Source organism: Pseudomonas sp. Sample_24, from assembly GCF_004307605.1.
In the GTDB taxonomy this organism is placed as follows: Bacteria; Pseudomonadota; Gammaproteobacteria; order Pseudomonadales; family Pseudomonadaceae; genus Aquipseudomonas.
The window spans coordinates 1-14881 of sequence record NZ_RCNW01000321.1; the positions used below are offsets into that span (position 1 = coordinate 1).

Annotated in this window: 12 protein-coding genes; 8 read left to right on the plus strand and 4 right to left on the minus strand. The window is 58.8% G+C overall.

The genetic code is table 11. The features are described 5' to 3' along the window. The 3 genes from uvrC to D8V06_RS17155 all read right to left on the minus strand — a co-directional run. A partial coding sequence (gene uvrC / locus D8V06_RS17145) for an excinuclease ABC subunit UvrC (protein ID WP_130931377.1) occupies positions 1–1759 on the minus strand: 1759 nt, incomplete at its 3' end. Between the two features lie 6 nt (positions 1760–1765). Continuing rightward, positions 1766–2407, minus strand: coding sequence for a UvrY/SirA/GacA family response regulator transcription factor (gene uvrY / locus D8V06_RS17150; RefSeq protein WP_008015884.1), 642 nt, complete (start codon positions 2405–2407; stop codon positions 1766–1768). Between the two features lie 126 nt (positions 2408–2533). Next, positions 2534–2977: a GNAT family N-acetyltransferase gene (locus D8V06_RS17155; RefSeq protein ID WP_130903408.1), complete on the minus strand. Its 444-nt coding sequence runs from the start codon at positions 2975–2977 to the stop codon at positions 2534–2536. A 700-nt stretch (positions 2978–3677) separates the two neighbouring features. On the opposite strand from D8V06_RS17155, the gene D8V06_RS17160 reads away from it, so the two are divergent. Beyond that, positions 3678–4757, plus strand: coding sequence for a 3-deoxy-7-phosphoheptulonate synthase (locus D8V06_RS17160; RefSeq protein WP_130931378.1), 1080 nt, complete (start codon positions 3678–3680; stop codon positions 4755–4757). Positions 4758–4813: 56 nt separating this feature from the next. Here D8V06_RS17160 and D8V06_RS17165 read toward each other — a convergent pair whose 3' ends face one another. After that, entirely contained in the window at positions 4814–5857 is a 1044-nt protein-coding gene (locus D8V06_RS17165) for a hypothetical protein (protein WP_056852786.1), read from the minus strand. A 338-nt stretch (positions 5858–6195) separates the two neighbouring features. On the opposite strand from D8V06_RS17165, the gene D8V06_RS17170 reads away from it, so the two are divergent. From D8V06_RS17170 to D8V06_RS17200, 7 genes are all read left to right on the plus strand, one after another. Then, complete coding sequence (locus D8V06_RS17170; protein ID WP_130931379.1) at positions 6196–7077, plus strand: triacylglycerol lipase; 882 nt, start codon at positions 6196–6198, stop codon at positions 7075–7077. A 106-nt stretch (positions 7078–7183) separates the two neighbouring features. Beyond that, positions 7184–7465 carry a peptidylprolyl isomerase gene (locus D8V06_RS17175; RefSeq protein WP_007984657.1) on the plus strand — a complete coding sequence of 94 codons (282 nt, stop codon included), beginning with the start codon at positions 7184–7186 and terminating at the stop codon, positions 7463–7465. A 137-nt stretch (positions 7466–7602) separates the two neighbouring features. Next, positions 7603–9471: an extracellular solute-binding protein gene (locus D8V06_RS17180; protein WP_130931380.1), complete on the plus strand. Its 1869-nt coding sequence runs from the start codon at positions 7603–7605 to the stop codon at positions 9469–9471. Next, the gene (gene yejB, locus D8V06_RS17185; protein WP_130903413.1) at positions 9471–10529 is read left to right on the plus strand and encodes a microcin C ABC transporter permease YejB; all 1059 of its coding nucleotides are present in this window, start codon (positions 9471–9473) and stop codon (positions 10527–10529) included. The genes D8V06_RS17180 and yejB overlap by 1 nt, the downstream gene beginning before the upstream one ends. Then, positions 10529–11551: an ABC transporter permease gene (locus tag D8V06_RS17190; RefSeq protein ID WP_130903414.1), complete on the plus strand. Its 1023-nt coding sequence runs from the start codon at positions 10529–10531 to the stop codon at positions 11549–11551. The genes yejB and D8V06_RS17190 overlap by 1 nt, the downstream gene beginning before the upstream one ends. Positions 11552–11564: 13 nt before the next feature. Continuing rightward, complete coding sequence (locus D8V06_RS17195) at positions 11565–13142, plus strand: ABC transporter ATP-binding protein (RefSeq protein WP_130931381.1); 1578 nt, start codon at positions 11565–11567, stop codon at positions 13140–13142. Between the two features lie 131 nt (positions 13143–13273). Continuing rightward, positions 13274–14689 (plus strand): sigma 54-interacting transcriptional regulator, encoded by a 1416-nt coding sequence (locus D8V06_RS17200; protein WP_130931382.1) that lies wholly within the window; start codon positions 13274–13276, stop codon positions 14687–14689. Positions 14690–14881: the final 192 nt, after the last annotated feature.

A 14881-nucleotide genomic window follows, 5' to 3' on the forward strand; every position in this document is an offset into this window, starting at 1 on the left:
CGATCTCTTCGATGCTGGCACGAGACAGCTCCTGCAATCCACCAAAATGTTTCAATAAATCGCGACGGCGTGTCGGCCCTACTCCGGCGACGCCTTCAAGCGTAGACGTTCGGCGGGTTTTGCCACGTCGGGCGCGGTGCCCGGTAATGGCGAAACGGTGGGCTTCGTCACGTATCTGCTGGATCAAATGCAATGCAGGAGAGTCACCGCGCAAGGTGAATTCGTGGGCGGCATCGTTGAGGTACAGCGTTTCGAAACCCGCCTTGCGCGTTGCGCCTTTGGCGACACCCAGCAGGATCAGGTCAGGCACCGCCAGTTCGTTGAGCACGTCACGCGCCATGGACAACTGCCCTTTGCCGCCATCGACCAGCAGAATGTCCGGCAGCTTGCCCTCCCCGTCCTTCAGCTTGCTGAAGCGCCGCGTGAGTGCCTGATGCATCGCCGCGTAGTCATCGCCTGCGGTGACGCCTTCGATATTGTAGCGACGGTAGTCGGCCTTGATCGGCCCTTCAGGACCGAATACCACACACGATGCCACCGTCGCTTCGCCGCTGGAATGGCTGATGTCATAGCACTCCAGGCGCTGCGGCGGCTCGTCCAGTTTCAGCACGTCGGCCAGCGCATCGAAGCGCGCCGTAATGTGCTGACGATTGGCCAGACGTGCGCCCAGGGCCTGTTCGGCATTCGTCACCGCCAATTGCTGCCAGCGCGCTCGCGTGCCACGCACCCGGTGACTGATGGTCAGCTCGCGACCACGAAGCTCTTCGATGGCTGCAATCAGTGTCGGGAAGTCTTCATGAACCACGTTGACGATCAATTCGCTCGGCAAGTCGCGCTCAGGACTGCTGATGAAGTACTGGCCAAGAAACGCCGCCATGACCTCAGACACGTCTTCTTCAATACCGACTTGCGGGAAGAAGTTCTTGCTCCCCAGTACCCGCCCGCCACGCACACTGATCAAGTGGACGCAGGCGCCCCCCGGATTGACGAACGCCGCGATCACATCGACGTCACCGCTTCCGCCTTCCATGCTCTGCTGATCCTGAACCCGTCGCAGCAGCGCGATCTGGTCGCGCAACTCGGCGGCGCGCTCGAACTCGAGATTGATCGCCGCTTCTTCCATGCCGGCGGACAACTCATCGGCCAGCGCATTGCTGCGGCCTTCGAGAAACATCACCGAGTGCCGCACATCTTCGGCGTACACCTCAGGTTCCACCAACCCGACACAGGGTGCCTTGCAGCGCTTGATCTGATACTGCAAACAAGGACGGGTGCGATTCTTGTAGTAGCTGTCTTCGCACTGGCGAACGAAAAACGCCTTTTGCAGCAGGCTGAGGCTTTCGCGAATGGCCCCTGCGCTGGGATACGGGCCGAAATACTTGCCCTTGGCTTTTTTCGCGCCCCGATGAATGCTCAACCGCGGGAACTGGCCGTCCGAGAGAAAAACGTAAGGGTACGATTTGTCGTCGCGCAGCAGGATATTGTACGGCGGGCGCCATTCCTTGATCAGCGTCTGCTCAAGCAACAGGGCTTCGGTTTCGTTGGCGGTGATGGTCGTTTCGACCTGGGCGATTCGCGCTACCAAGGCTGCGGTCTTGGGCGCGAGTCCGGTTTTGCGAAAGTAGCTCGACAGGCGATTTTTAAGATTCTTGGCCTTGCCGACGTAGAGCAGGCGTGCATCGCTGTCGAACATGCGATACACACCCGGACGCCCACTCACGGTTGACAGGAAGGCGCCTGGATCAAAGGAATCGGTCATTTTTACTCAGAGACTGGCATCGACCATGCCGTGACGTACCGCCAACAGCGTCAACTCGACATCACTGCTGATCGAAAGCTTTTCGAAGATGCGGTAACGATAGGTATTAACGGTTTTAGGCGACAGGCACAACTTGTCGGAAATGATTTGTACTTTCTGGCACCCGACGATCATCAAGGCGATCTGGATTTCCCGCTCGGACAAGGCATCGAACGGTGAATCGTTGGTCGGCTGGAACGACTTGATCGCCAGTTGCTGGGCGATTTGCGGGCTGATGTAACGTTGACCGGCGAAGACCAGGCGGATGGCCTGAACCATTTCCGGCAAACCGGCGCCCTTGGTCAGATAGCCTGCCGCACCTGCTTGTAACAGCCGTGTCGGGAACGGGTCTTCCTCGCACACCGTGACTGCAACGACTTTGATGTCCGGATGGCTGCGCAACAGTTTGCGAGTGGCTTCGAGGCCGCCGATGCCAGGCATTTTGACATCCATCAACACCACATCGGGCTTGAGCTCGCGCGCCTTGAGCAGGGATTCTTCACCTGATTCAGCCTGGCCGACCACTTGCAGGCCATCGATGTCAGCCAGCATTCGTGTAATGCCTGTACGCACGAGATCATGGTCATCGACTACTAGCACCCTAATCAAGCAGACACCTCGCGATATGGTCTTATTGGGTTGCCGACACCTTAGCAAAAAGCATGTGGCAGACCTAGCGGAAAGCAGCATATAAAAAGTTTCAATACATCTTGAAAGGCTTGTGGCATACGCGTTTCAGCGATGCGGGCGCGGAACGTTTCGCTGCATCCTCAGGAAACAGTCATCCGTACCCACCACTTGTAGTCCTTTTCTTTCATACAATGCCCGTGCCGGATTGTTTTCAAACACGGTCAAGCGCAATGCCGGACGTCGTTCCACGCACGCCAGAGCAAAAACCTGGTCGATCACCCAGGATCCCGCCCCCTGCCCCCGAAATGCTTCGCCAATGTGCAATTCGCGGATGTACAAAGCCCTGGCGTCTCGACTCAAGCTGACATACCCGAGCCGAACGTTGTCACTCACGATCAAACGGTTGTCACGCCCCGCCCAAGCCACATCGAACGCTTCGTCTTGCCACAACAGATTGTGCTGAATGTAATAGCGCAACAGGTTGCTGCAGGTCAGGTTGCGCGCATATTCGAGGTCACGTTCGTTGGCTGTTTGCCATTCAAGCTTCATCGAACCTCCGTGACTGCTTTGGCGGCCGGTGCACTTCTTCAATGTGGCAGCGAGTTGTTTCGATCATGACGTCTGGTTCATCCTGGCGAAGCGGTTTTATGGCTCAAACGCGAAGTGTGTCACAACCTCAGGGCTGCTCAACCGATAGAAAGCGCCAGTGATGAGCAATAGCATTTTCTGATTGAATCCTCGCACCGGCCTCTAGTAAGCTCGGTGCATCCATTGGAGTCAGACCATGTCAAACGCCCTTTCACAGCTTTCCTCCGCCAGCGCCCTGCGCTCGGTCGCGGCTGCCCGGGTGAACGACGTTTGCGCTCCGATCAACTTTTATTTTGGGTATTGGTTTAGCCACTGGCGCGCCTGATACCCACACGGCGCCCACTTCAAACGGGTCGCCACCAGAGAATTCTCAACCCCCGGTCGGCCTCCCGACCGGGGGTTTTGTTTTTTCAGCCCCACTAATTTTTGCGACATACCAGACACTCAGAGGATCCAGAACATGAACTACGCCACTTATTACCGTTACGACAGTTTTACCGCCTGGCGATTTACCACCCTCCGCTCGGGACAGCCTGCCGCCTCCGATCGGTCACCCACAGGTGGCAAGCACACACACGTAGCCAAACCGGCCAATTGTCGAACACCCCAGTAGGGCCGAGTGCGCGGGAATGAACCCGCCGCCCGCCCAGGAAGCCTGAACATGAATTCGTCCGTCTCTGCTCTGCCACTGTCCACCCTGAGTCCGGCCAATGAGGCATTGACCCTGCGTCTGCCCAGCTCATTGCAGCTCAAACAGCAGTTGCCGCTTACCAATGCCCTGACCCAACAAGTCGCTGCCCACCGCCAGGCGGTTCGCGCGATTCTCAATGGCGAAGACTCTCGCCTGCTGGTCATTGTTGGCCCCTGCTCGATTCACGACCCACAATCGGCGCTCGAATACGCTGGCAACCTGGCCCGCCTGGCGGCCGACGTCAGCGATGAAATGCTGCTGGTGATGCGCGCCTACGTTGAAAAACCCCGCACCACAGTCGGCTGGAAAGGCCTCGCGTACGATCCGTACCTCGATGGCAGCGACGACATGGCCGCCGGCCTGACCTTGTCCCGCGAACTGATGCGCGAAATGCTCCAACTGGGTTTACCGGTGGCCACTGAGCTGCTGCAACCGATGGCAGCCGGTTACTTCGATGACCTGCTCAGCTGGGTCGCCATCGGCGCCCGCACCACTGAGTCGCAAATCCATCGGGAGATGGCCAGCGGTTTGAGCATGCCGGTCGGTTTCAAGAACGGCACTGACGGTGGTGTAGCCGTGGCCAGTGATGCCATGCGCTCGGCCGCCCATCCGCACCGGCATTTCGGCGTCGACAGCCAGGGACATCCCGCGATCATCCAGACCCCGGGCAACGCCGATACGCATCTGGTTTTGCGCGGAGGCCATCATGGACCGAACTACGACCGCACCAGTGTGGCCAAGGTGCACAACGACTTGACCAGGTTGAAAATCCCCGCACGGATCATGGTCGATTGCAGCCACGCCAACAGCAGCAAAGACCCGCTGCGCCAGCCCGCGGTGTTCAACGACGTACTGGAACAACGCCTGCAAGGTGACCGCTCGCTGATCGGCATGATGATCGAAAGCCATTTGTTCGAGGGTTGCCAGCCACTGAGTGCGTCGTTGAAATATGGCGTGTCGATCACCGACGGCTGTTTGGGGTGGAACGGGACGGAAGAACTGCTGCGACAGGCAGCACGACGCCTGCGCGCGCAGCGCACCAAACCGTAACCGGCCCGTCGTTCACCAACCAGTCTTCACGTCCGACTGGTTGGTGACCAGCACCTCTAGGCGCGCACCTGTACCGTCATCACGGCTGACTGCTGACTGACATCGTCAAGTCGCTCAACTGAGTAGGCAATCCGGATCGTCGTGTCCCGATGCTCCCGCCAGAATCTGTACGGCACGATGAACACCAGTGGCTCGCCGACCATTTCCCTGGTTATCTCGCGGTCATCGCGATGATTGAAATAGTCGCCATCGCACTTCAGGTACACCAACTCGCCTTCTTCAACCCGAGCGTCATTGATCACGACGGTAATGCCATCGATCGCAGCCTGCAGGTCCAGCCTGCCCTCATCAGCCTCAAGCACCAACGGTGGCAAAAGAGGCTGGCGCGACAGCGGCCCGATCAGCAATTGAACCGATTCAGAGTATCGAGGGGCGTGACCTGTTTGCTGGATGCAATAGCTGAGCGTCACGTTGCTTCCCAGATTGGGAGCGATACAGTCCGGATGGATCCAGAAGGACAGCTCACTGCCCACGGCAAATGACTCGACCTTCAGCGTATCGTTGAAACTCGCTTGCGCAGAAATACCAGCCCAGGCCAACAGGATTCGATCGCCTTCGGCCATCCGGGCATAGGGCCTGATCGTGACGAGAATGCCTTCGGGCACGCGATCAGGGTCGATCGTCCCGCCAACGGCATCGACCGCAATCGGTGGCAGCAGATCCGGATTGACGTCGCCCACGTCCAGCTGCAAACGCGATGAGTTCACGGGCACCGCGCGCCCGGCACGTTGCAACGTATGGAAAACTTCCAGGCTTCCCCCGTCGAGTGCCGCGATGTGCACCGGCGGCACGACGAATACCACGTCGTAGCCAACCTGTTCTTCGCTGACAAACCGAGTCATCTGATGCTTGTATACAAGCCCTTCGACGTCCAGGCCCTCCCAGTTCAAAAGCAATTTGTCGCCACAGGCCATGCCCGGATACGGCTTGATCCTGACGACGGCACGTTTTTGAAAGGGGTCGAGTACCGCGTTTTCCACCGGCTCAAGCAACGGTGGCGGTAATAAATGCAAGGAAATGCTTGCTTCGTGAGAGGTCATTTGAGGGTTCCGATCCGTGGAATCAGCGTCACCTTGGGGTCAAGGCAACCAACGGAGCCTATTGAACCCGATGCCAGCCATTTGCGATGCCGGAGATCGTCTTTGCAGGAGAGGAAAAAGGACACGCGTGAAGTAGGTCGTTGATCATCGAAGCTCGGGACTTGCTGAAAAGATGTCTGGATATTCCGATCAAGGCTTCGCACACGTCCGAGCTTTCGTACGCTTTCTATTCCGTTTTCATCAACTTACAGCGGTTTTTTCATACATCGCGCGCCCATCCGAGTGTTTTAGAGTGAGGCTCATGGCACCTCCTTAACTCCCTGTAAAAGGTAAATGCGATGCAACGGAATGCGAACACCCATTATCCAATTCTGCTGGTCCATGGACTTTTCGGCTTTGACCGGATCGGTCCGTTCGAGCTCTTTCACGATGTGAAACAGACACTCAGAAGCGAAGGCGCCAGAGTTTTCGTGCCGTATTTATCGGCCACCCACTGCAATGAGGCACGGGGCGAGCAACTGCTGGCACAGATTCAACGGGTGCTGGAAGGCACAGGCGCGGGCAAAGTCAATCTGATCGGTCACAGTCAGGGCGCACTCGCTGCTCGCTACGCTGCGGCGGTTGCACCACAGTCGGTTGCTTCGGTGACATCCGTCAGTGGGCCGAACCATGGGTCGGAACTGGCCGACTTTCTGCGCAAGGCGCTTGAACCGGGATGTTTGCCGGAACAGGTCGCTGAAACGGTCGCCACTTTGTTCGCAGGCTTCCTGTCCTTGCTGAGCGGCCACCATCGCCTTCCGCAGAACGCCATCGCCGCGCTCAATGCCCTGACCACAACTGGCGTAGGGGCATTCAACGACAAATACCCTCAAGGGTTGCCAAAAACCTGGGGTGGCAAGGGTCGGGAATTGGTCAATGGCGTGCGTTATTACTCCTGGAGCGGCGTCCTGCCGGACAATGCCCTGGATGAAGGAATGAACGCCCTTGATCCGTTCCACGGTTTCCTGCGGGCGTTTTCGCGATACTTCATCACTGAAGCCGAGCAAAACGATGGCATCGTTGGCCGCTACAGTTCGCATCTGGGGACGATTATCCGATCCGATTACCCGCTGGATCATCTGGCGGTCATCCGCCCGTCAGCCGGTATCTTCACGAAAAGCATCGACCCGATCGATCTATACGTACAACACGCTGCACGCCTGAAAAAAGCCGGACTATAAAAAGCACCCGCCGTCGAGGCCGTATGGAACGGAACTTTGAGAAGAAATCGTCCACTGAATCCGGTAGGCTCACCACTTTACAGAATATTGAAAGGAGTATTTCCCCATGGCTAAAGCCACTGCCCGCCACATCCTCGTTGCCAGCGAAGCCAAGTGCAACGAACTCAAAGCGCAAATCGAGGCTGGCGCAGATTTCGCCGAAGTCGCCAAGGCCAACTCCACCTGCCCTTCCAGCCGCCAGGGTGGTGACCTGGGTTCGTTCGGTCCTGGCCAGATGGTCAAGGAGTTCGACACCGTGGTATTCAGCGCGCCGATCAATGTCGTGCAAGGCCCGGTGAAGACCCAGTTCGGTTATCACCTGCTGGAAGTGACCAGCCGTCAGGACTGATCGACGCCTGATGCCTCTTACGCAACGGCCCGCCTTTTTGGTGGGCCGTTGTGCTTCAACTGCGTAATACGGCTGGCGAGGGACGCGCCGCTAGCGTACAAATTGTGGTTATCGACCACCCGGCTCTAAGGCTGACAATGCGACTGGCTTTCCCAACTTTGTTATTCACTGCCATGGCCCTGCTGATCGGCGCGGCTGGTGTGAACGCCGCACCGCAACATGCGTTGACCGTCTACGGCGAACCGGCCAAATACCCTGCCGGGTTCAGCCACTTTGCCTACACCAATCCGCAAGCCCCCAAAGGCGGGACGATGCGCCGTTCGGCCATCGAGATCGGACATTTCGACCATGTCTTGCCCTACATCGACAAGGGCATTGGAGTCTCGCAGATCGACGGCCTGCTTTACTCGCCGTTAGCTCAGCGCTCGCTGGACGAGCCTTATACGGTGTACGGCCTGGTGGCGCAGAAGATGGAGCGTTCCGATGACGGATTGTCCCTGCGCTTCTACCTCAACCCCAAGGCGCGTTTCGCCGACGGCAAGCCGATCACCGCGCAAGATGTGCGCTACACCTTCGACTTGCTGATGACCCAGGGCAGCCTGCGTTATCGCACGCAATTCGCCGACGTCAAAGGCGTCGAGGTGGAGTCGCCACTGACCGTGCGCTTCGACTTCAAGAACAACGAAAACCGCACGCTTCCTCTGGACATCGCCACCCTGCCGGTGTTTCCCGAGCATTGGTGGAAAACCCGCGATTTCGCCGGTGGCGGCGGTTATGAGCCGCCACTGGGCAGCGGTCCCTATAAAGTGGGCAAGGTCGATTCCGGGCGCAGCATTACTTTCGAGCGCAACGCCGACTGGTGGGGCAAGGATCTGCCGGTCAGCCGCGGCCTGTACAATTTCGATCGTTTCAGCATCGAATACTTCGGCGACACCGACGTTGCCCGTCAGGTCTTGCGCGGCGGTGCCTACGACTACAACCGAGAGTTTTCCGCCACCGGCTATTCCATCGGTTACGAGAGCCCGGCCCTGAGCGATGGACGACTGCAAAAGGCTCACCTGGCCACCGAAGCGCCGCAACCGTCCCAGGGCTTTGTGTTCAATCTGCAAAAACCGATGTTCCAGGACCGCCGCGTACGCCAGGCGCTGGTCATGCTGTGGGATTTCGAATGGAGCAACCGGCAGATGATGCGCAACATGTACATCCGCCAGCAGAGCTTCTTCTCCAACACCGATCTCGCGGCCCGGCAACTGCCGGACGCTGGCGAACTGGCGATTCTCGAGCCGTTGCGCGGGCAGATCCCGGACGAAGTGTTCACCAAGGTATTCGAGGCACCGAAAACCGATGGCAGCGGCATCATTCGCGACAAACAGTTGCAAGCCCTGGACCTGCTCGAACAGGCCGGATGGACACCCAAAGGCGATCAGCTGGTCAACGCCGACGGCGAGCCGCTGAGCTTCACGTTCCTGGTCAGCCAGAACGGCATGGATCGCTTGCTGCTGCCCTACAAGCGTACCCTCAAGCAAATCGGTATCGACCTGAATATCCGGCGCATCGATTCGTCACAGTACGTCAACCGTCTGATGAGTCGCGACTACGACATGATTGTCACCGGTTACCCGGTGACAACTTCCCCGGGCGGCGAGCTGTTCAACTACTTCGGTTCAGCCGCGGCCACTGATTCCGGCTCCAACAACTACATGGTGCTGAAAAACCCGGCAGTGGATACGCTCATTACCGGGCTGGTTCGGGCGAACACCCAGGCCGACATGTTGCGTTATGCCCATGCGCTGGACCGGGTGCTGCAATGGAACTACTACTGGATTCCCAACTATTACCCGCCAGGAACATCCACCGTCTGGTGGAACCGCTTCGGCATACCGAATGTGCAGGCCAGCAATGACGAAGCCATCGAAAGCTGGTGGGAAATGAGCACCACGCCGCTGACCAACCAGGAAATGACCGCCGAGCGCATCCGCCGCGGCAAACCCGGAGGACCGCATTGATGTGGGGCTACATTCTGCGGCGGTTGCTGCTGATCATTCCGACGCTGGTGATCATTCTTCTGGTCAACTTCGTTATCGTCCAGGCCGCACCGGGCGGGCCGGTGGAACAGGCTATCGCGCACTTGCAGGGCATCGGCGGCGCCAGTGTCGGCGGCAGTTCCAGCGAGGCCATGAGCAGCTCCCGAGCCAGCCGTGGCCTCGATCCGCAACTGATCAAGGACATTGAAAAACAGTACGGTTTCGACAAGCCTGCGCACGAGCGCCTGTGGCTGATGCTGACCAGTTACGCGAGGCTGGATTTCGGCAAGAGCTTTTTCCGCGGTGCCACGGTCACCGACCTGATCCTGCAGAAAATGCCGGTGACCATTTCCCTCGGCCTCTGGGCAACCTTGATCACTTATCTGGTATCGATCCCGCTGGGCATCCGCAAGGCCGTGCACCACGGCAGTCATTTCGATATCTGGAGCAGTACCGCAATCATCATCGGCTACGCGATGCCGGCGTTTCTCTTCGCCATGTTCCTGATCGTGGTTTTTGCCGGCGGCACGTCACTGAACTGGTTCCCGGTGCGCGGGCTGGTGTCGGACAACTTCGAGTCGCTGTCGACCCTGGGCAAAATTGCCGACTATTTCTGGCACCTGGTATTGCCGGTGACGTCGCTGGTGATCGGCGGTTTCGCGACCCTGACCATCCTGACCAAAAACTCGTTCCTCAATGAAATCACCCGCCAGTACGTGGTCACCGCCCGAGCCAAAGGCTTGAGCGAACGCCGCGTGCTGTACGGCCACGTCTTCCGCAATGCCATGTTGCTGGTGGTGTCAGGGATTCCCCAGGCGTTCATCAGCGTGTTTTTTGCCGGTTCACTGCTGATCGAAGTGATCTTCTCTCTCGACGGCCTGGGCCGCATGAGCTACGAAGCGGCCGTTTCACGAGACTATCCGGTGGTGTTCGGCTCGCTGTTCATCTTCACCCTGTTCGGTCTATTGATAAAACTGGTGGGTGACCTGTGCTACACGCTGGTCGATCCGCGCATCGACTTCGCCGCGAGGAACGCCTGATGTTCAAGCTTTCACCTTTAGGCCGACGTCGTTTCGAGCGTTTCAAGAAAAACCGCCGTGGCTGGTGGTCGCTGTGGTTGTTTGTCGGGTTGTTTTTGCTGACCCTGGGTGGCGAGCTGATCGCCAATGACAAACCGCTGGTAGTCAGTTACCAGGGCTCGTTGTATTTCCCTGTCTTCAAGCGCTACACCGAGCAGGAGTTCGGCGGTCAACTGCCGTTCCAGGCCGATTACCGTAGCGACTACGTGCAGCAACTGATCAAGAAAGACGGCGGATGGCTGCTGTTCCCGCCGGTTCCCTTCAGTGATGACACGCCTAACTATGACCTGAACAAACCCGCACCGAGCCCGCCTTCGCAGGTCAACTGGCTGGGCACCGACGATCAGGCCCGGGACGTCCTGGCCCGGGTTATTTTTGGCGCTCGGGTGTCGATTCTGTTTGCCTTGATGCTGACCGTTGTCAGTGCACTGATCGGCATCGCCGCGGGCGCCTTGCAAGGCTATTACGGTGGTTGGGTGGATTTGCTCGGGCAGCGGTTGCTGGAAGTCTGGTCCGGGCTGCCGGTCCTGTACTTGCTGATTATTCTGTCGGGGTTCGTCGAACCGAATTTCTGGTGGCTGCTGGGGATCATGGCGCTGTTTTCCTGGCTGGCGCTGGTGGACGTGGTGCGCGCCGAGTTCCTGCGCGGGCGCAATCTGGAATACGTCAAGGCTGCCCGGGCACTGGGCCTGAGCGATCGCAAGGTGATCGTGCGGCACATCCTGCCCAACGCCATGAACGCGACCTTGAGCTATCTGCCGTTCATTCTTACCGGCGCAATTTCAACCCTCACGGCGCTGGACTTCCTTGGCTTCGGCATGCCGGCGGGCAGCGCATCCCTGGGCGAATTGATCGGTCAGGGCAAGCAGAACCTGCAAGCGCCATGGCTCGGACTGACCGCGTTTTTTACCCTGGCGCTGATTCTTTCTTTACTCGTGTTCATTGGCGAAGCGTTGCGCGACGCCTTTGATCCGCGTTCTTGAGCGGACTGTTGATATGACCAACCTGATCGAAATCCGAGACCTCAGCGTGGCTTTCAGCGGCCAGACTGTCGTGCGCAATCTGTGCCTGGATATCCACCCGGGCGAATGCCTGGCGCTGGTGGGTGAGTCAGGATCGGGCAAGTCAGTGACCGCCCACTCGATTCTGCAATTGCTGCCCGAATGCGGAACCGAGACGACCGGCAGCATCCGTTATCGAGGCCAGGAGCTGGTGGGCGCGGACGCAAAGAAACTGCGCGAATTGCGCGGCAACCGCATTGCGATGATCTTCCAGGAGCCGATGACTTCGCTCAATCCGCTGCACAGTATCGAAAAACAGATCGGCGAAACCCTGCTCGTGCATAAAGGCATGGCCGGCAAAGCGGCGCAGGCGCGGATTCTTGAGTTGCTGCATCTGGTGGGCATTCAGAAACCCAAGGAACGCCTCAAGGCCTACCCGCACCAATTGTCCGGTGGCCAGCGGCAACGGGTGATGATCGCCATGGCCCTGGCCTGCGAGCCGGAACTGTTGATCGCCGACGAACCCACCACGGCCCTCGACGTCACCGTGCAGCGCAAGATTCTGCTGCTGCTCAAATCATTGCAGCGACGGCTCGGCATGTCGCTGCTGCTGATCAGCCATGACCTCAATCTGGTGCGCAGCATCGCCCAACGCGTCTGCGTGATGAAGGCCGGCGAGATTGTCGAGCAAGCGTCCTGCGAGACTATTTTTACCGAGCCGAAACATCCCTACAGTTGCATGCTGCTCAATGCCGAACCCGACGGTGAAGCCCTGCCAAGGGACGAGCGCGAGAATGTGTTGGAAGTCGACGACCTGCGCGTGCAGTTTGCCGTGGGTGGCGGACTGCTGCGGCGCAAGACTTACTTCAAGGCGGTAGACGGCATCAGCCTGAGCATCCAGCGTGGCAAAACCCTGGGCATCGTCGGCGAATCCGGATCCGGCAAGTCAACGCTGGGCCAGGCAATCCTGCGCCTGCTCGACTCCGAAGGCAGCATCCGTTTCCAGGGCGAGGCACTGGATGGTTTGTCGCAGAAACAGCTACGGCCGTGGCGCAAGAAAATGCAGGTGGTGTTCCAGGACCCGTTCGGCAGCCTCAGCCCGCGGATGTCTGTTGAACAGATCATTTGCGAGGGCCTGGAGGTTCATAGCCAACTGAGTCCCGAGCAATGCAATGCCGAAGTGATTCGGGCATTGCAGGAAGTCGGCCTCGACCCGCAAAGCCGTCATCGCTACCCCCACGAATTTTCCGGCGGCCAACGACAGCGCATTGCAATCGCTCGGGCACTGGTGCTGAAACCGGCGCTGATCCTGCTGGACGAACCGACCTCGGCGCTGGATCGCACCGTGCAAAAACAGGTGGTCGCCCTGCTCCGCCAACTGCAGGAAAAACATGGCTTGACCTATCTGTTTATCAGCCATGACCTGGCAGTGGTCCGCGCCCTGGCGCACGACATGATCGTGGTCAAGGATGGCAAGGTCGTGGAACGTGGCGCCAGCCATGACGTATTCGATGCCCCACAGCATCCGTACACCAAGGAGCTGTTGGCGGCGGCGCACGTTGGGCAGGCATAATCGATTCACAATCGTTAAACCGTGTCACGGCCATCGCGGGCAAGCCTTGCTCCTACAGGGGGGCATCTGTAGGAGCAAGGCTTGCTCGCGATTAGGCCGGACCGGGCAATGAAAAATCAGGATCAGCACCCATGAACACCACCGAAAGCCTCAAGGACTACCAGCGCGTGCGCCTGCTGGCGATCCGTTCACTGTTCGAAATTATCGAGCAATCGAGTGAAGGCACGGTGATCGTCGACCGCGACGCCAACATTGTCTGGATGAACGAGCGTTATGCCCGGCGTTTCGGTCTGCAATCGGCCGAGAACGCCATCGGCAAAGCCTGCGAAAGCGTGATACCCGGCAGCCTGTTGCGTGAAGTGGTGCGCACCGGCCGACCGATTCTGCTCGACATGCAGGACACGCCCAAGGAACCTTTGGTGGTCATGCGCCTGCCGATTCATGACGATGCCGGCGAGGTCATCGGTGCAATCGGTTTCGCCCTGTTCGATGAACTGCGCAGCCTGTCGCCGATGCTCAAGCGCTACATGAGCATGCAGGAAGAGCTTGCTTCCACGCGCTCGCTGTTGCGCGCGCGGCAGACCAAATACAACTTCGCCCACTTCATTGGCACCAGCGCCGCCAGCCTTGAAGTCAAACGCCGCGCCCGGCGCAGTGCAAGCACCGAGTCGCCGGTGTTACTGCTTGGCGAAACCGGCACCGGCAAGGAGTTGCTGGCGCAGGCTATCCACAACGCTTCGCCGCGGGCACACAAGGCGTTTGTCAGTATCAACAGCGCAGCGATCCCGGAATCGTTGCTGGAAGCTGAATTCTTCGGCACGGCACCGGGTGCCTTCACCGGCGCTGATCGCAAGGGCCGCGCAGGCAAACTGCAAATCGCCCAGGGCGGCACGCTGTTTCTCGATGAAATCGGAGACATGCCGCTGCCGTTGCAAAGCAAGCTGCTGCGGGTGTTGCAGGAAAAGGAATTCGAACCGGTGGGTTCCAATGAAGTGATCCAGAGCGATGTTCGGGTGATCGCTGCGACCTCGACCGACCTGGAAGCCGCGATCAAGCGCGGTGATTTCCGCGCGGATTTGTATTACCGCCTCAATGTCCTGCCAATCCAGGTGCCACCGCTTCGCGACCGCCTCGACGACCTGCCCGCGCTCAGCGAGGCCATCCTTGAAGAGCTGCGCAGCCAGCACGAACTCAACAGTGAAGCGCTGCAGCTGCTGGGTCAACACGCCTGGCCGGGGAACATTCGCGAGTTGCGCAATGTCCTGGAGCGGGCCGCCTTGCTCAGTGATGACCTGCGGCTTTCGGCCACGGACATCCGCGCGGCCATCGGAACGTTTACCCCCGTTGAGCGTCCCGCGCCAACGACTCTGGAACCGCTGGAGCACGAGACGTTCAGTGCGGCGCGGGAGCGCTTCGACCGCCAACTGATCGAAACCACACTGGCGCGATGCGGCGGCAAGGTGATTGAAGCCGCGGCGCATTTGGGGCTTGGGCGGTCGACGTTGTACAAGAAAATGGTGGCGTTGGGGATTGCGGAGTCTCAATAGAGAGACAGGCATCTCTATTGTTAGATCCGGCCTCTTCGCGGGCAAGCCTCGCTCCTACGGATGGTGAAACCCCGATATTTCCCAAATCTCTGTAGGAGCGAGGCTTGCCCGTGAAAACGGCCTCCTGTTCGAAAAAATCTCCAAATAGAGACACCCCCTGTAAATCCATCGCACCAACGATAAATATTTCCT